Genomic DNA, 17568 nt, shown 5'->3' on the forward strand with positions numbered 1-17568 from the left:
TAATCGGATCTATATTTTTAAGTTATAGATAGGTATTTAGTATTAATATTCTTATATATAAAGGAATTAAGGGAGGGATAATTTCTTGATTTTTCAAAGAAGATTCATGATTTCTGTCTTTGTATTAGTTTTATTATCAGTACTGAACACAAACCTTGTCCATGCTAATACGCTATCCATTAGCTATTTCAATGATGCTTTGGATGAAGATATCCAGAAAAGAACAAATGAAATTAATGAACAATGGGAAATCTTTTGGACTGAAAATCTAAAATCATACATACGACAAGATATTAATAAGAAAGAAGTAAGAGAAAGATTAGATGAACTTGAAGAGTATTTATTAGAGGAGATTGAATCAATTAAGGCTGAAGATATCCCTGAAGAATTAGATAGAAAAGACAAACGTAGCATTAAAAAAATTCACAAAGCTGAACTAAAAAACTACAGAAATCTCTTGAAACAAACTCGAAAGGTTGATAAAGATATCAAGAGAGATAAATTTGTTGATTCAGAACAATACGATAAAAAGTTAAAAACTTCTCAAAAAAATGAAGAGCGTATTAACAAAGAAATTGAAAAAATCAACTCTAAAAATGATGTTAGTATAAAAACAATCTCTTTTAATCTATCAGATGAAATAGATAAAGAAACTGTTTTAAAAGAATTAGAAGAAGAAATAAATTTAGAGAAAGAAGCACAAGAAAAAGCTGCTGCACTTGCTGAAGAAGAGCGAAATGCTCAGGGAGAGGAAAACAGTAAGGAGCTAATTGATGCATCATCCACCGATACTAATCAAAAAGAAATTGAATTTCAAAATTGGGTTAACGATTTGATCGTAACAGGAGAAGGTCTTATTGTTGATGTTAAGCCTTTTATGCCTGATGACTGGTCAAATACAGATATTTATTTGAGTTCAGAGTATTTCTTGTTAACGCCTGAACAACAAAAGTATCTGGCAGAAACTATAGGACCCACTGTAAAAAATCAAGTTTTAGCTGCAAACTTAGAGTCTTACACAAGTATTAGATTCCGATACTATGAAGACAACAGAGTCTTAGCTGAAGAAAAATTTTGGGGTAGTGGCTACAACATGAAATAAAGAAAGCCTGCGGGCTTTTCTTTTCACCAAATAACCGAACGTATATTCCCTGTCAGGAGTGAAACAGCATGAGATTTTCAGCTCATACATTCAGAGATAAAGAGGTCAGCAAATTATTAAGCAACAAAGGTATTAATTCAGTCAATGATCTATCGACTGATCACCTCAGTACCCTCTTAGACACAATGGTTATTTATGAGCCAAGTGCTTCCCGTGTAAGGTCCGTTGAAGACTTCACTCTAATTACACTAGACAGCCGTCTAAATAGGCTAGAACAAAGACGCGAATTCTTTCATGAGCTTACTCACGCCCTTTTCCATCCAGGGGATCAACAACATATGTCCCCTGAACTTTCACGCTTCCAGGAAGAACAGGCGAATTACTTAATGCTCTATTTAGCAATGCCCCTTCATTTATTTGAACCAGTCCTATTAAAATACCAATCGCTTGTAAGTTTACAAGAAATGTTTGATCTACCCCAGGATATGATCAGTTCAAGGATTGAATCATTACGACGTGAACGCTCGAGATCTTCATATCAGACTAAGCTTCAACGTATCGAGTGGCAATATAGGAAAAAGAGTCTGCGACCTGGAGAGATACACGGTGGCACCATTCAGATTCTTCAGCAATTAAAGAATCAGGTTGGCGAGGAAAGGATGAGTTCAGATGTTACGCGTTTATTATGAGGAGTTAGACGGTGCATTACTCCCTCAAAAAGTTTTAGTTAGGCCAGAAATTGAATATGGAACAATAAAATATGATGTATTTACCCCATTCGAAAGATTTTACGATGATGAATTCCATGACGAACTGAAAATCATTACTATTACACAAGCTGCACTAACTCGGGATATTTTTAATGAAACAACCATCAGTGTTGACTTAGACCAAGTAAAAAAAGATTTGTATGTTTGCGGTATTCATCCTGATCAATTATTGGAAGCCGATTATTTTCTGATGTTAATGTCAGATATAGAAGAAGTCCTTCAGATGACCTTACATCAATTTTTCAAGGCAGAGGTGTAAATAATGAAATGCGCGATTTATACAAGGGTTTCTACTGAAGAACAAGCAAAAGACGGCTTTTCAATAAGAGCTCAAAAAGAAAGATTAGACATGTTCGCACAATCGCAAGACTGGGATATCTACGACTACTATATAGATGAAGGACGTTCTGCTAAAGATACTGACCGAGAAGAACTTCAACGAATGCTTAATGATATTTCTGAAAATAAAATTGAAGTTGTTCTTGTTTACAAGTTAGATAGATTAACAAGATCTGTAATGGACCTCTATAAATTACTTGAAAGATTCGAAGCACACGGCTGCATGTTTAAATCAGCCACTGAGGTATTTGATACCACCACCCCAACAGGAAGACTTTTTATCACACTTGTAGCTGCAGTTGCTCAATGGGAACGAGAAAACCTTGGTGAGCGCGTTAAATTTGGGATGGAACAAATGGTTGAGGAAGGAAGATGGCCAGGTGGCCCTACTCCATTTGGATTTAGATTAAACGACGAAGAAAAGTTAGTTATTGATGAAGCAGAAGCGGAATTATATAGATATATGTATGAACTTTATGAAACATTTCACGGCGATGTGAAAATATCGAATATATTGAATCATGATTTACAAGCCAAAACTAGAAAAGGCAACGATTTTAGCTCTAAGACGGTCAGGGATATTATGAAAAACCCTATAGCATACGGAGCTTTAAGATGGGCAGGTAAAATAAATGAAAATTTTGCTCCTGCTATTGTTCCAAAAGAAAGATATGAAAATGCTATTAACTTAAGACAGACTAGAAATAATCATCACCCTCAAAATGTGGCATCTGATTATATATTTACTGGTGTCATAAAATGCGCAAGGTGTGGAGCTCCATTAAAAGGAACACTTAGAAACATTGGAGGAACAAAATATCGATATTTAATATGCACTAACCAACGTGAAAAAAAGTGTGATCTCCCCTTAATTCGTGAATTAAGCATTGAGCTTTATTTCTTAAATGAAATTCAGAATCAACTCAAAAAATTTCATCAGATTGCTTTTGAAGTTGGAAATGAACCTGATCAAGCTGCATTAAAAACAAAAACACATATTGATCAATTAGAAAAACAACTCAAAACAATAAGAGACCGAAGAAAGAAATGGCAAGTTGCCTATGCTAACGATGTTATCGATCTAATAGAGTTAAGAGAACATACCACCAGTGATCGCAAACGACAAGAAGAGTTAGAGAAAGAAATATCTGAACTAATCGTAGATAACCCTCAAAATACTTCTGAAGAGATTGTTAGAGCATTAACTGATTTTCTTGGTAATTGGGATTTATTAGAACCGATTGAAAAAAAACATAGTTTAATGCTTTTCCTAAAAAGATTTGATATTGATTGTGATGATGGGGCTAGGCTGAATTATAAGAAAAGGAAGCTATACCTTTCAAACTTTCAGTACAACTAGCACTTTTTTGTACCTTACACTACATGAGCTGTACCATTGGTCGGCGCCATCCTCATTCCGGTTGCCGTTAGAGCTGGACTTCCTCCAGTAGCTACTGGAGTAGCAATTGCGATTGCCGGTCAAGGAATGGCGTTATCATCGGATTATATGATTAAGATTGCACCAATGCTGACAGCAACGGCTGCCAATGTAGAAGTTTCTGCTGTGGCTGATAAGGCGCTCATTTTATCTCTCATTACCGGTATCACGGCTCTCATTCTTGCGTATTTCCGGATTCGTAAGTTGATTCAGACACCGTCTACTAGACATTTAGACGCATGGAACGCAACTCATAGTGAACCAACAGCTCCTGCTTCCCGCGCTCAATCAACTCGAGATCAATCCACTAGTATGTTTTTTGCGATTGCAGTCCCTTTAACATTTTTGGCAATTATGATTTATATGCTGTATGCGACGTTTACAGATGGAGTTACGCTTGAAGGTGGCGCTGGAGCTGCTTTAATTGGAGGCGTGGCTGTTCTTCTGATGATTGCGGCAACGGTTGCTTATAACTGGAGACAATCATTAAATCAAGTGAGTGATCACCTCGTTGAAGGATTTGTCTTCGCGTTTCGTGCGATGGGTCCTGTAATTCCAATTGCTGGCTTTTTCTTTTTAGGGAGCGGCGAAATGTCTGCTAAAATTTTTGCGTTAGAGGAAGGTTTGCAAGCACCCTCCTTTCTCTTTCAACTAGTTGAAGCAGGGCAGCAATTCATCCCCGAAAATCCTTTTTTCGCGGGGTTTGGCTTGTTACTTGTAGGTATGGTGACGGGGTTAGATGGGTCTGGTTTTTCTGGATTACCACTTGTGGGAGCACTATCTGGGGCTCTGGCGCCATCTGTTGGCGTTGATCCTGCTACACTTGGTGCAATTGGACAGATGGGAGCGGTTTGGGTTGGAGGCGGAACCTTAATTGCCTGGTCATCCATTGTTGCCGTTGCTGGGTTTGCAAGGGTGTCTGTAGTAGAGCTCGTCAGGCAGTGTTTCATCCCTGTTATGGCCGGATTAATTCTTTCTACCATCGTAGCCATTCTATTCTTTTAACGTACAAAGGCCCTTTGGCACTTTGCAAAAGGCCTTCTAATACTTTTTATTTATCTTCCTTCTCTTCTTTTTCTTTCTTACGGTCTACTGTACCGTCTTCAAGACTTTTATCAAATAAATCCTTTGTTTCTTCTTCACCAGACTTGTTTTCATTCTTTTCTTTATCACTCATGCTTACACTTCCTTTCTCTCTATGCCATACTATACCCCATAGATTTGGAAGTTAATCATTTGCCTCTGTAAGAAATGAGTGAACACGATCAATTGGTATAGCTAGGCCAACAGAGTCTTGTTCACTTGCAAAACCAGGAATTGTTTTTGCATAGATCACACCTACCACTTCTCCTGAATCGGAAATAACCGGGCTCCCACTATGTCCTTGAAAAATACTTGCATCAATTTGAATGGCATCATATTGTTCTTCGTGCTCAGTAATGTGTCCTGTAATAGCAATATGATCGTAAAGGAGTGGATTGCCAATGATATAGACGGATTGTTGGTCACTCGTTCCTGAGTCACTTAATGGCAAAGCTTCATGAGTTTGATCCGTTTCAATTGATAGTAAGGCAAGATCTAACTCCTCATCTTCATGCTCGATGTCCGCTTGATACTTCTCACCATTCACCGTTGTGACAATTAGAGGTCCGTCTCCTTCAGCCACATGATGATTCGTTAAAATCTGACCCTCCTTACCATAGAAAAAGCCTGTTCCCTTCGATCCATTTCTTTGAACGTGAACGATGCTTTCTTTGTAGGATTGAATATCGGGTTGTGTGGAAAGCTCTTCAGATTGTTCCATCAACTCTCTGCCATCTGCTCCGTAATACTGAAGTAAAAACGCACCTGCATTGCCAAGCAAAATCAGGGCAAGAAATATCGCAGCAACCTTCACCCACCATCTTGAAGGCTTTTTACGTTCCCTTTCATCAGGCAAGAAATCTTCGGGCTCTGGTTCTCCGTCCATCATTTCGTCTTCACGGCGGTCATCATTCATCAACCTCACCTCCTGCAAAAAAAGACCTGAATCACTCAGGCCTCCTCATCTTTCGTATCCTCTTTTTGTGCTAGCTTCGTTAGTTCTGCAAGTAAGATATGCTGTGGCATATGCACCAAGTGTTCAACAGGCACCTTTAAATGCGCCGCTAGTTTTACCGCACTCTCTGGGGAAAGCTGTAATGGTCTCATGTCGATTGACCTCCTTTTTCGGCAAAATCTAAATCACGCAAGACACGTTTAACCGAGCTTGCAGTCTTAATCGTCTGAAGTCCTTGGCGATCGAGCTGGATCGATTTCATCGCAAGGTCCGGTCTCATTCCGCATACAATTAATTCAGTCCCAATAAGGGTTAACACGTCACGTAAACTATAAATGCCATCAACCACTTCATCATCAAATGTTTGCAAGCCAGATACATCTAGAACCAGCGTATCGATTTTTTCTTTTACTGTTTCTGTTGTAATTTGGGTAAACATCTCTGTAAATCGTTCTCCATCTACCTGACCAATAAGTGGTAGTACAGCTAATCCATCTAGTAATGGTACAATCGGTGTAGAGATTGATCGGATTTGTTCAAGTGATTGCTTATATTCATTTTCCGTTAATTTGTGATCCGTGATATCCTTTTGAATGCCTACAAAGTAATGCTTGTCTTCTTTTTCAAGATAAACGGGATCGATGGTTAACTCGTTCCAAAACGGTTGTCCATTTTTTTTATAATTTAAAATCTCAATTGTAATTGATCTCTTTTCACTAATCGCTTCCCGTAAAAGACGGATTGCGTCAGGATCTGTATCCTTACCTTGTAGGAACCGGCAATTGGTGTTTAACGTTTCTTCAATTGAATATCCGGTCATCGATGCGAACCCCTTGCTCACATAGATAATTTCATTATCAGGTAAATCTGGATCAGTAACGAGAATTCCTACTCTCGTATAATCAAGAATTTTCACTAATAATTCTGCTTGTTCAATGATCGCCTTCAACTAGCAACCCTCCATTTGATAAAAGTGCCCTCTCTCTATATAGTTAAAAAAGTCGCGTTCATTGCCTGTATCATATGTTTGAAATATAATAAGATACATTCTATTGTAACTTTTTTTTATTAGTAGGGTCAATTTATAAATTTATATCACACGGAGGATAACATTCGAATGAAACCTATACATGTAGAAGCTGTACAAAAACGAATACAGGAATTTTCAAATCAAACGGTTTATGTTCATTTGGAAACAACAAATGGCGCTTACGCAACGCATAATAATGCAGATTTCTTTTCAGCGAGTGCTTATATTCGTAATGCAAAAGTTAACGTAGAGCACGGCAAAATTCTAGGAGATGGTCCTTATCGAGTGGGCCTTAAAATAGATATTGGCTGGGTTTACGCAGAAGGAATTACTCATTACGAGGACGAGCAAGAAGGTCGCTTACTTCTAGCTGGTCACGGCGCTGAAGGAAAGCTGGCTGTCGCATTACAAATAAGTGAAACCCCATTTGAATAATAGGTAGGAGATGAATGTCATGAAACAAGAATCACACGTACTTGTAATATTTCCACACCCAGATGATGAAGCATTCGGTGTCTCTGGCACCATCTCAGCTCACCGTGCAGCTGGAACGCCCGTTACGTATGCTTGTTTAACACTTGGAGAAATGGGACGTAACTTAGGTAACCCTCCATTTGCGACAAGAGAATCACTTCCAGGGATCCGTAAAAATGAATTACTTCAAGCAGCAAAAGCAATGGATATCCAAGACCTGCGTATGATGGGCTTTCGAGATAAAACCATTGAGTTTGAAGATGATGAGAAAATGAAACAGCTTGTTCTTGATCTAGTTGAAGAGCTAAATCCTTCTCTCGTCATTTCGTTCTATCCTGGCTACTCCGTGCACCCTGATCACGAAGCAACCGGTCGAGCCGTGGTTTCTGCATTAGCTGAACTACCAAAAGAAACACGTCCTACCTTATATTGTCTTGCGTTTTCAAACGGTCACGAAGACAAAGTTGGCGCCCCTGATGTCATACATGATGTAAGTGAATTTGCTGAGCACAAAAAGAATGCCATGCGCGCACACCTTTCTCAAACCGTTTGGATGCTAGCAGATATGGAGCCGAAATGGGAAGCAGGAAATCCCGAAGCAATAGCTTGGTTACATCGGGAACGATTTTGGACGTATTCATTTAATGATTAATAATCGAGGTGCATGATATGACGCAAGAACGCTCGTTGCTTTTAATAGATGGATTTAACCTACTTAGCCGCGGCTATTTTGCTACGGCTTATGGAAAAGAAGAAAAGGACCTTCCTAAAACAGAGGATGGCCTTTATACAAACGGACTCAGAGTATTTTGGCAAAAGCTATTTCAGCTTGTAACAAAGCATCACATCACTCACTTAGCTGTTGCTTGGGATGTAAAGCGCGAGGATTCCATTCGTCGCCAGAACTTCCCTGACTACAAGGCCACACGTGGCGAACTACCTTCGCCTCTCATTCAGCAGTATGAAACGTGTTTAGCTTTAATTGAAGCACTAGGAATCAAAGAATTAACAACACCACCATATGAAGCCGATGACGCGATTGGAGCGATCGCTGGATTATGGGAGCTTGAAGAATCTGGTCCCTGCTATATTTATAGTAATGACAAAGACCTTCTTCAGCTTTTAAGCCCACAGACCTCACAGATTATTGCAAGCAAAAAAGGGGAAGAAACCTATACCCTTAAGCATTTTCAAGATGAGTATGGAATTATGCCTTCTCAGTGGCCTGATGTGAAAGCTCTATTAGGTGATAAGAGTGATAACATTCCAGGTTGTGCCGGCATTGGTCCCAAAACTGGCTTACCTTTGATTCAGCGATACGGAACAATCGAAGGAATCTATGAAAATATCGAAAACCTTGATCCTGAATTCGCTCGTTGCTTAAAAAAGCTGCATAACGGCAAAGAAGCCACTCACGTTAGTAAGGAGCTAGCAACCATTATCTGTGAAATTGAAAGCCTAGTAGGAACGAATTTTGAGGAATATGAATTGAATGTTGATGCAGAAACGGTTGCATCAACGCTTAAACCCTTCTCCATACGAACAAGCTTTCAGCAGCCTCTCTTTTAATGAGGCTGCTTTTCTTTTAAGGGTTCAAGCTTTTTAAATGGTTCGAAGATAAAACAACTTAAAAGTAGAATAAGAGAAAGGATGCTCGCCAACGGATGCTGGACGAAATTTATAGATATCATCATATTTATTATTGCCACTACAAAAACTAAATACTGAAACAATAAAACTCTTATACCTACTTGTTGCACCTCACGACACTCAGGACAAGTAACCCTTCTATTAGCCAAACCTTTAAAAAACAGCTTATGAAACGGAACCTCCGTATGACAGTGCACACATTCACGATTTGATTTGGCCAATTTCCCTCTCCCACTTTCTGGTTTTTTCTTCTATTATATCAGAACACTTGATTTCATAGCATTCGCCTTTTATAATAATAAACTTGTGAGTAGAATGTGGTAAAGGAGTGATTGGGTGCCTACAGAACACCTGACGAAAGAGGCAGCCTATGAATGGCCTGAGCAATCGATCAGTGATGAAGAATACGAGCTAATTCGAATGCAACAGAACTTAAAAGAAATTGCCAAAGATCATAAGGTGCTCGGGATAGAGCAGACAAAAGAAGAAAAATGGGTGATTGTATCTCAAATCGATGACGGTCATACATGCCAAATTATGATTAACACGTGTACCACGTCCTACCCTGGACACTGGGAATTTGCCATTCAAGCAGAATACTATAATTCCTTTTACCTTCACATTGATGATATTAAAGGTGAAGAAAATCGAGGATTTGGCAGCATTTGTATGAATTATTTAAAAGAACACGCCAGCCGTCAAAACGTCCAAAAAATCACAGGCGATTTAGTCAAACGTGATTGGGGTCATCGAGATAGACTCATCCATTTTTATGAGAAGCATGATTTTGAAGTGGAGATTGATGAGGAAAAATTAAATGGTTCTATCGTAACAAATCTCTAAATCATATCTTATCAGAGCTACTTGTATGCTTGTCATGCGTGTAGCTTTTTTTATGTATGTTGCTTTTTCCGATCCGCAAACCAATTGACTATAAATACGAGAAGCGCAAATGGCAAGGTAAACAATAGGGCCATTAAGCTCAATGGATACGCCCAAAATAACCCGTTAAACTGAGTATTGTTGTTTACAATATATTCATAGATATCACCTGCCAATGTTAGTAACATGATAGGTGCGATTGTGAGAATACTCGTCCATACAATGGTCTTAAAAAAACCTCTTAAAAATTGATTCAATTGATCAACCTCATTTACTTTAAAACTGTGGTATTGTTTTCACCTTTCTTCCCTCCTATTGTACATGTTTAGTAATAACATTTTAAAGTACTTTCCTATCTACTCTCTTCATACGATGTAAAAAGGAGGCTTTAAATGATGTCCGAGATCCCTTTTAGTGAAGAGTTTTTGCAAAGCAGGCTGACAACGCTTAATGAATTAAATCGTTTATCCGTTTCAGTTAAGAACCTTTCGAGTCAAGAAGAGTACGAGCATTTAAGCCTTGCTCTCGACAGTGTTTATGCTAGTTTTGGGCAATTAATTGATACGTTGCTCCAGCATAAGCGAAACCGTATTTATACCTCCGATGCGGAATCGTATATTAAAGAACAACTCAACTATTCAGCAAGTCAATTGAACACATACTGTGATAAGATCGAGACGCCTGAATAGGTGTCTTTTTTTTCTGGAACAAACCTAAAAACCGACTGGAAAATGGCGAGGAATTCAATGACCAAGACGAGCGAAAGGAGATCTCGAGACTCCAATGGAATAGTACGTGGTGAAGACTCTGTAGCGGCGGGCTTCCGCGAAGGAGGCTGAAGCCGTACCCATGGAAAGCGAGGGATTCTCCTGCAGCGGATACCATGCTCTATTCATGTTTTATAATCTACTTTGATGTTTTCTCCCATAGCTATTTGAATCCTTAAACAACAAATGCTGTCGCAAACATTCCAATCAATACAATCACTCCCGCTAGTACAAGCCACTTTTCATCTGTTGCTATACGCATCGTCAACCCGCCCCTTGTCCATTCGTTTACTTCCACCTTACGTAGACAGAGATAAAAATAGAACACGAAATGGATAAATGAACCTTTATTGGACATTCTATATACGAGAATAAAGAGTGACTTGGAGGGTATCATGGACTGGTTTCGACTGTTGCAGCATACATGTTCAATCTTAGCGTTTGTTTGTTTATTTTTGGTTTATGTGAAGATGCTCCGAGAATCGAGACGGAAACATGCACATAAAAAAAGCAGCTGAATGTCAGCTGCTTTTTTTATTATGATTGAAGTTCGTTTTCAATGCTCTCTTGTGTGATATTCCAATGTGATTCTGTCCATTTCACTTCACCGTTTTTCAGTAAAAAGATTTGCGGAGATTTGTGTACGACTTCTAAGTCCTCTGCAATTTTATTTGAAACCGGACGAGATTCAATCACTTTAACATAAGCCGTAGCAACCTCTTGCCCTTTCTCTGATTCAACAAAGGTATTAAATTGCTTGAATGCATCTGCGCTAATGGGACAAGACGTGCTATGTTTAAACACAAATACCGGTTTGTCTGCATCTGCCTTCGCTTTGATATCTTGCCAATCTTGTTCACTTGTTAGTTCATGTACGTTTGTCATTGAATAGCCTCCTATCATCTGTATGCTTGACTATAACTTTTTTTAAAGGAAGAATCAATGAAACGGTTCTGGCTTATTCCGTGTAATACATTAAAGCAATGGCACCTGGTCCCGTATGTGTGCTAATAATAGGTGAAGTCGTGGTAACAAAATAAGGAACATCTGGAGCAATCGCTTTCAATGCATTCACTAGTCGACCTGCAAGCTCATCTGCTTCGATGTGACTAATACTCACTTTTTTTATTGTTTTACCAACGGATGCTTCCGAAAATTGGGTCGTTAAATATTCAATAACTTGTTTGTAGGTGCGCATATTTTTAATTGGAGAATACTCCCCATTTACAATGGCAGCTAAAGGTTTAACCTTTAATAGCGAACCGATTAACGCTTTTCCTTTCCCGATCCGACCACCCTTTTGCAAATATTCTAACGTATCTACCATAATGTACAATTCGGATTGGTCACGAATATCTTGAAGCTTTGTTAAGATTGGCCCCATTTGTATTCCATCGGCTGCCATCTCTGCAGCTTGTTCAACTTGAAAGGCTAGTGCACCAGATATGAAAGTTGAATCAAGTACAGTGACATTTGCTTTTGTTTCAGCTGCAGCAAGTTCAGCTGAACGCACGGTACCACTCATCTTTTCCGTCATGTGAATGGAAAGAATTTGAACTCCAGGGTGCTTTTTTTCTAATTGATCATATACCTCAAGGAACGATCCAACGGAAGGTTGCGAACTTTTTGGAATCTCAGTAGAAACCTCCAATAAATCGATAAACTCTGTAGGATCAAGGTCTACTCCATCTAAAAACGTTTGACCGTTTGCTTGGATAGTTAATGGAACAACCTGAATATCAAGCTTCTTAGTCACTTCAATGGGTAGGTCACATGTTGAATCGGTTACAATTTTAATCATTCATTTTCTCCTAAAGAAAGACATGTAAAAGCCTGAACATCAGGCAGATATACTGCAAATCTGACATTCAGGCTTATCACATTGTATCACAGAAAAAGGCTTCACTTTGTTTATTAAATGACGAAATAATGAATTTATTTGCCAATAACTAGACGGATCTCTTCAAATGTATAGTCTTCTGGCAGTTCATCCTTTATTGGTCTTAGAAACTCCGCTCCTACACGTTCGGCTATTTCTAGGATGTGCTTTCTTTTTTCCTCTGGAACGAGGCTTGCTAAGTTTAGCTCCATTCCTTCTGATTCTGCTCGTATCAAATGATTAAGTATTGTTCGTTCTGATAAATCCCGTTCATTTACAAGTTCTTGAATGGTTAACCCTTTTAAAAATTGGGTAGCTGTTTCTAAATGATTCCCTTTTTTCCCAGATGCCTTTGAAGACGTTTTTGTTGGTCGCAAGGTCATATCGATTTCCGGCTTTTTATCTTTAAATGGAGCAAGCGCTTGTATAAATGCATCTGCGTACTTGATCTTCTTCTGCTCCCCCACTCCACTTATTGAACCGAATTCTTCTTCTGTTTGTGGAATGTATTTGCTCATTTCTTTTAATGTCTTATCGGAAAAGACCAAATAAGGTGGAATTCCATTTGATGTGGCAAGGTCTTTACGTAAGTTACGAAGCACATCAAATACTTCATCTTGCTCCTTAGGCTCTTTTAGCTCAGGCTCGATTCGCCTCATCACTTGCTCATGGCCAAGTAATACATTTACCGCGCGCTCTGTTAATTCAATGGTTGGATATTCAGAGTTTGTCCGTTGCAAATAGTCTTCAGCCACTAGATAATCAATAAACGATTGAACGGACTTAGCTGTTTGTTGGTTCATTAGACCATAGGTTGGTAGCTTATCCAAGCCGAATTGTTTGATTTTCTGATTTGTAGAACCCGTTAAGATCTGTGCAATCATCATGGTCCCAAACCGCTCTCGCGTTCGTTTTATACAAGAGAATACCATTTGAGCTTCCCTCGTGCATTCTTGTTTTTCTCCTTGCTGCAAGCAGTTACTGCAACGTCCACATGGCTCGTCCGAATCATCGCCAAAATAACGTAATATCGTTTGTTGAAGACAGCTTTCAGTATGGCAATACGAAATCATTTTTTGGAGCTTATGAAATTCATTCTGCTTGTATTTTGCGTCTGCATCGGATTGTTCAATGAAAAATTGCTGCGTTCTAATATCCTGCCCACCAAATAATAGAATACAATCTCCTTTTTCACCATCCCGACCCGCACGACCTGCTTCCTGATAATACGCTTCAATGTTTTTTGGTAAATTAAAATGAATGACATATCGTACATTTGATTTGTTAATACCCATACCAAAAGCATTTGTTGCGACCATCATCTCCACCCGGTCATAAAGAAAATCCTCTTGACTGGCAGCTCGATCGACATCGCTCATCCCTCCATGATAGATTCCGCATGTAAAGGACTTCTTTTGAAGATGACTAGCGATTTGCTCTGCTTCCTTACGTGTTGATACATAGATAATTCCAGGCTCACCCTTACGCTGGTTCACGTACTTTGTTACGTAGGCTCGTTTGTCGACTCCTTTTATCACTTGAAAGGATAGATTCGTCCGTGCAAAGCCTGTAACAACCGCATGGTCATCTGAAATAGATAGATGTGTCTTTAAGTCATTTTGAACATCCTTTGTAGCGGTTGCGGTTAACGCCAGTACAATCGGGCGAGGCTGAAGCTGTTCAATCCACTGTGGAATTTTCATGTAACTTGGTCTAAAGTCATGGCCCCATTGAGACATACAATGTGCCTCATCAATTGCAATGAGTGAGATATTGATGGTAGACAACAACCTCTGAAACGTGAAATTTTCTAATCGTTCAGGAGCGACGTAAACAAGTTTATAGTGACCGTCTTTTATTCCTTCTGTACGAGCAGATTCTTCATCAGCAGACAATGTGCTATTCAAATAAGTAGACGCAATGCCTAGTTCATTTAATGCATCCACCTGGTCTTTCATTAATGAAATTAAGGGAGAGATTACAATTGTTAACCCTGGGAGTAGCATTGCGGGGACTTGATAACAAATTGACTTTCCTCCACCTGTAGGCATGATCGCTAGTGTATCCTGTCCATTTAGCACATGAGTTATGACTTGCTGCTGGCCTTGGCGAAAAGATTCATATCCGAACGTTTGCTGAAGTAGACGACGGGCATCCTCTTCTAGGTTTATACGTGACAAAAACAATGCCCCCTTTAAGAAATATAGTAAGTAAAAAAGTTCGCATCATGGCGAACTTTAGTTTAATTCAACTTCTATTAGTTTATCATCTGTGTCATCAGGATTGCCACGACCATCTGTGTTATTTGTTAAAAAGTATAATTGATTATCTTGCACAAGAACATCACGGATGCGACCATATCCTTCTATGAACGAACTAATCTCGCCTCCATCAACGTTTACTTCATACACAGCCTCCCCACGCAAACCTGCCATGTAAAGCTGATCTCCCGTGGCAACAAGACCGGATGGAGCCCAGGTATCATCACCAGAATGAATGAATGGTGCCTTCGTATCATCAGATGTCTCGTCTCCTTCATAATCTGGCCAGCCATAATTATTACCTGGTTCAATTTGGTTGACTTCATCTAATGCCGTTTGCCCGTGCTCAGAGCTATACATCGTTCCATCCTCTAACCAAGCAAGTCCTTGTGGATTACGATGGCCATAGGACCATACATACGAATCTTCCATTGGCATCGCACTTGGAATCGAACCATCAAACGTCATTTTTAGGATCTTTCCTGCTAAGGAATCAACATCTTGAGACAATGAGGGATCCTCTGCATCGCCTGTAGTCACATACAATTCGTCTTCAAAAACAGCTAATCTGCCTCCGTTATGAGTGGGGGCCCCTGGAATGTTTCCTAGTAGTTCTGCTTCTTCTTCCCATACATCTTCGTTTCTTACCACTTGAATCACTCGATTTTTAATCCCTTCACTATCCTGATACGAATGATATAAGAAGGCTTGTTGATTGGATTCAAAGTCAGGATGTAAAACAAACCCGAGCAGGCCAGATTCACCTTGTTGCACAATCTCCTCGGATAGATTTAATGTTTGGTCAATCACTTCTCCGTCCTGTACCATTAAAAGGTTTCCATCTCGATCGGTAATAAACCATTCATCCTGATGCATTTGCATAGCCCATGGAGAATTCAACGAGTCAGCGATCACGTTTTCACCCGTTTCAATGTCATCTGTGTCATTTGTGTCACGTTGATTTTGTCCATTCGATTCGCTCGATTCCTCATCAACTGATTCCACTCCACAAGCTGTCAGAACACTTGCAGCGAACCCAATCATTAATGTCTTCTTCATTTTATCCCCTCCAAAAACACTATTACCTTCAAGGATAAGAAGTAAACCGCATTCTTTTTTGGATCTAGTGCCTTAAAAGCCTCTTTGACGTTTACATCAGGCTTTTTAGGTTGTAGAATGGACAAGATGGACACAATTGCATAAATAAAAGCGTGTAACGCTTGTAACGATAATTGGAGGAAACAATACATGATTACAGTTCATAATGTAGGTTTGCAGTATGGAGACCGCAAATTATTCGATGAAGTGAATATTAAATTTAGCCCGGGGAACTGTTACGGATTAATTGGAGCAAATGGAGCCGGAAAATCAACGTTTATTAAAATCCTATCTGGAGAAATAGAACCTCAATCTGGTGATGTCAGCTTAAAACCGGGACAACGTTTAGCTGTTTTAAAACAAAACCACTTTGAATATGAAGAAGAAGAAGTACTAAACACAGTGATGATGGGTCATCCCCGTTTGTACGAAGTCATGCAAGAGAAAAATGCGATTTACATGAAAGAAGAATTTTCTGACGAAGATGGGATGAAAGCTGCTGAGCTTGAAGGCGAATTCGCTGAGCTTAATGGTTGGGAAGCAGAATCAGAAGCAGCTGTTCTTTTAAAAGGACTTGGCATTGATGAGTCACTTCACTATAAAAAACTAGCTGACTTAACAGGGTCTGAACGTGTAAAAATCTTGCTTGCTCAAGCACTTTTTGGCCAGCCTGACGTTCTTCTTCTAGATGAGCCTACCAACCACTTGGACCTTAAAGCGATTCAATGGTTAGAGGATTTCTTAATTAACTTTGAAAATACCGTTATCGTTGTGTCGCATGACAGACATTTCTTAAACAATGTGTGTACGCATATTGCTGACCTTGATTTTGGTAAAATCCAAGTTTATGTTGGGAACTATGATTTCTGGTATGAGTCAAGCCAGCTTGCCTTAAAAATGGCTCAAGATAATAACAAGAAAAAAGAAGAAAAGATTAAAGAATTACAAGGATTTATTGCTCGCTTTAGTGCAAACGCATCTAAATCCAAGCAAGCAACTTCACGTAAAAAATTACTAGACAAAATTGAATTAGATGATATTAAACCTTCTTCTCGTAAATACCCATACGTTCACTTCACACCAGAGCGTGAAATTGGAAACGATTTGTTGCGAGTTGAAAACTTGACAAAGACAATTGACGGCGTGAAAGTATTAAACAACGTTAGCTTTACGATGAACAAGGATGATAAGATTGCTTTGGTTGGTTCTCATGAAACAGCTAAAACAACATTATTTAAAATCCTAACGGGGGAGATGGAGCCTGATTCTGGAAGCTACAAATGGGGAATCACAACCTCTCAATCGTATTTCCCTAAGGACAATTCAAGCTTCTTTGAAGGGAATGAAACATCGATCCTTGATTGGTTAAGACAGTATTCTCCTGAGGATGATAGTGATACATTCCTACGTGGATTCTTAGGTCGTATGCTTTTCTCTGGTGAAGAAGTTCATAAAAAAGCAAACGTCCTATCTGGAGGAGAGAAAGTGCGTTGCATGCTTTCAAAAATGATGTTAAGTGGCGCAAACGTCCTTCTTTTAGATGAACCAACAAACCACCTTGACTTAGAATCGATTACAGCAGTCAACAATGGATTAATTAACTACAAAGGATCTATGATTTTTGCTTCACATGACCAACAGTTTATTCATACGATCGCTAACCGGATCATTGAATTGACAGATGAAGGATTAGTTGATAAAGAAGTTTCTTATGAAGAGTTTCTTAAGGAAAGAGCTTAAATCATTAGAAAAAAGAAGAACTTGGGACATGATAGTAAATCCATTATGAAGTCATGAACATAGCAACAAATCCGCTACGGGAGAATTCCTCGCGTTCCAC

21 protein-coding genes are annotated in these 17568 nt (G+C 39.2%); 11 read left to right on the top strand and 10 right to left on the bottom strand.

What is annotated here, in order from left to right; genetic code table 11:
• Positions 1-85 precede the first annotated feature (85 nt).
• The 5 genes from JNO66_RS04850 to JNO66_RS04870 all read left to right on the top strand — a co-directional run bounded on the left by JNO66_RS04850 (position 86) and on the right by JNO66_RS04870 (position 4654).
• Entirely contained in the window at positions 86-1102 is a 1017-nt protein-coding gene (locus JNO66_RS04850) for a hypothetical protein (RefSeq protein ID WP_203087060.1), read from the top strand.
• 68 nt (positions 1103-1170) lie between these two features.
• Positions 1171-1791 carry an ImmA/IrrE family metallo-endopeptidase gene (locus tag JNO66_RS04855; RefSeq protein WP_203087061.1) on the top strand — a complete coding sequence of 207 codons (621 nt, stop codon included), beginning with the start codon at positions 1171-1173 and terminating at the stop codon, positions 1789-1791.
• The gene (locus tag JNO66_RS04860; protein WP_203087062.1) at positions 1772-2131 is read left to right on the top strand and encodes a hypothetical protein; all 360 of its coding nucleotides are present in this window, start codon (positions 1772-1774) and stop codon (positions 2129-2131) included. The genes JNO66_RS04855 and JNO66_RS04860 overlap by 20 nt, the downstream gene beginning before the upstream one ends.
• 3 nt (positions 2132-2134) lie before the next feature.
• Positions 2135-3571 (top strand): recombinase family protein, encoded by a 1437-nt coding sequence (locus JNO66_RS04865; RefSeq protein ID WP_203087063.1) that lies wholly within the window; start codon positions 2135-2137, stop codon positions 3569-3571.
• A gap of 36 nt (positions 3572-3607) precedes the next feature.
• Positions 3608-4654 (top strand): hypothetical protein, encoded by a 1047-nt coding sequence (locus JNO66_RS04870; RefSeq protein ID WP_203087064.1) that lies wholly within the window; start codon positions 3608-3610, stop codon positions 4652-4654.
• Positions 4655-4700: 46 nt separating this feature from the next.
• Here JNO66_RS04870 and JNO66_RS20750 read toward each other — a convergent pair whose 3' ends face one another.
• From JNO66_RS20750 to JNO66_RS04885, 4 genes are read right to left on the bottom strand one after another with little or no spacing between them, the layout of a single operon-like run.
• Positions 4701-4826 (bottom strand): hypothetical protein, encoded by a 126-nt coding sequence (locus tag JNO66_RS20750; protein WP_273753155.1) that lies wholly within the window; start codon positions 4824-4826, stop codon positions 4701-4703.
• Positions 4827-4877: 51 nt separating this feature from the next.
• On the bottom strand, positions 4878-5648 hold the full coding sequence (locus JNO66_RS04875) for a trypsin-like peptidase domain-containing protein (RefSeq protein WP_203087065.1): 771 nt from the start codon (positions 5646-5648) through the stop codon (positions 4878-4880).
• Between the two features lie 35 nt (positions 5649-5683).
• The gene (locus JNO66_RS04880) at positions 5684-5839 is read right to left on the bottom strand and encodes a YycC family protein (protein WP_203087066.1); all 156 of its coding nucleotides are present in this window, start codon (positions 5837-5839) and stop codon (positions 5684-5686) included.
• Positions 5836-6636, bottom strand: coding sequence for a YtvA family blue-light photoreceptor (locus JNO66_RS04885; protein ID WP_203087067.1), 801 nt, complete (start codon positions 6634-6636; stop codon positions 5836-5838). Before JNO66_RS04885 ends, JNO66_RS04880 begins: the two co-directional genes overlap by 4 nt.
• Positions 6637-6804: 168 nt before the next feature.
• On the opposite strand from JNO66_RS04885, the gene JNO66_RS04890 reads away from it, so the two are divergent.
• From JNO66_RS04890 to JNO66_RS04905, 4 genes are all read left to right on the top strand, one after another.
• On the top strand, positions 6805-7152 hold the full coding sequence (locus JNO66_RS04890) for a YojF family protein (RefSeq protein ID WP_203087068.1): 348 nt from the start codon (positions 6805-6807) through the stop codon (positions 7150-7152).
• A 19-nt stretch (positions 7153-7171) separates the two neighbouring features.
• On the top strand, positions 7172-7843 hold the full coding sequence (gene bshB2 / locus JNO66_RS04895; protein ID WP_203087069.1) for a bacillithiol biosynthesis deacetylase BshB2: 672 nt from the start codon (positions 7172-7174) through the stop codon (positions 7841-7843).
• Positions 7844-7860: 17 nt separating this feature from the next.
• A complete protein-coding gene (locus tag JNO66_RS04900) occupies positions 7861-8760 on the top strand; it encodes a 5'-3' exonuclease (protein ID WP_203087070.1) in 900 nt (299 codons plus the stop codon).
• Positions 8761-9177: 417 nt separating this feature from the next.
• A complete protein-coding gene (locus JNO66_RS04905; RefSeq protein WP_273753156.1) occupies positions 9178-9684 on the top strand; it encodes a hypothetical protein in 507 nt (168 codons plus the stop codon).
• Between the two features lie 50 nt (positions 9685-9734).
• Here the strand turns inward: JNO66_RS04905 and JNO66_RS04910 are convergent, their stop codons facing one another.
• Positions 9735-9980, bottom strand: coding sequence for a hypothetical protein (locus JNO66_RS04910; protein WP_203087071.1), 246 nt, complete (start codon positions 9978-9980; stop codon positions 9735-9737).
• Positions 9981-10115: 135 nt separating this feature from the next.
• Here JNO66_RS04910 and JNO66_RS04915 point away from each other — a divergent pair, with 135 nt between their 5' ends.
• The gene (locus JNO66_RS04915; RefSeq protein ID WP_203087072.1) at positions 10116-10412 is read left to right on the top strand and encodes a hypothetical protein; all 297 of its coding nucleotides are present in this window, start codon (positions 10116-10118) and stop codon (positions 10410-10412) included.
• A gap of 253 nt (positions 10413-10665) precedes the next feature.
• On the opposite strand, the gene JNO66_RS20415 is transcribed toward JNO66_RS04915, so the two are convergent.
• The 5 genes from JNO66_RS20415 to JNO66_RS04935 all read right to left on the bottom strand — a co-directional run bounded on the left by JNO66_RS20415 (position 10666) and on the right by JNO66_RS04935 (position 15689).
• Positions 10666-10848 (bottom strand): hypothetical protein, encoded by a 183-nt coding sequence (locus JNO66_RS20415; RefSeq protein ID WP_210340772.1) that lies wholly within the window; start codon positions 10846-10848, stop codon positions 10666-10668.
• 179 nt (positions 10849-11027) lie between these two features.
• Positions 11028-11375, bottom strand: a complete 348-nt coding sequence (gene ytxJ / locus JNO66_RS04920; protein WP_203087073.1) for a bacillithiol system redox-active protein YtxJ — start codon at positions 11373-11375, stop codon at positions 11028-11030.
• A 73-nt stretch (positions 11376-11448) separates the two neighbouring features.
• Positions 11449-12291 (bottom strand): DegV family protein, encoded by an 843-nt coding sequence (locus JNO66_RS04925; RefSeq protein ID WP_203087074.1) that lies wholly within the window; start codon positions 12289-12291, stop codon positions 11449-11451.
• 134 nt (positions 12292-12425) lie between these two features.
• On the bottom strand, positions 12426-14549 hold the full coding sequence (gene recQ / locus JNO66_RS04930) for a DNA helicase RecQ (protein WP_203087075.1): 2124 nt from the start codon (positions 14547-14549) through the stop codon (positions 12426-12428).
• 57 nt (positions 14550-14606) lie between these two features.
• The gene (locus tag JNO66_RS04935) at positions 14607-15689 is read right to left on the bottom strand and encodes a PQQ-dependent sugar dehydrogenase (protein ID WP_203087076.1); all 1083 of its coding nucleotides are present in this window, start codon (positions 15687-15689) and stop codon (positions 14607-14609) included.
• Between the two features lie 189 nt (positions 15690-15878).
• On the opposite strand from JNO66_RS04935, the gene JNO66_RS04940 reads away from it, so the two are divergent.
• A complete protein-coding gene (locus JNO66_RS04940) occupies positions 15879-17468 on the top strand; it encodes an ABC-F family ATP-binding cassette domain-containing protein (protein WP_203087077.1) in 1590 nt (529 codons plus the stop codon).
• Positions 17469-17568 lie beyond the last annotated feature (100 nt).

The organism is Alkalicoccobacillus gibsonii, from assembly GCF_016798245.1.
GTDB classification, from domain to species: domain Bacteria; phylum Bacillota; class Bacilli; order Bacillales; family Bacillaceae_D; genus Alkalicoccobacillus; species Alkalicoccobacillus gibsonii.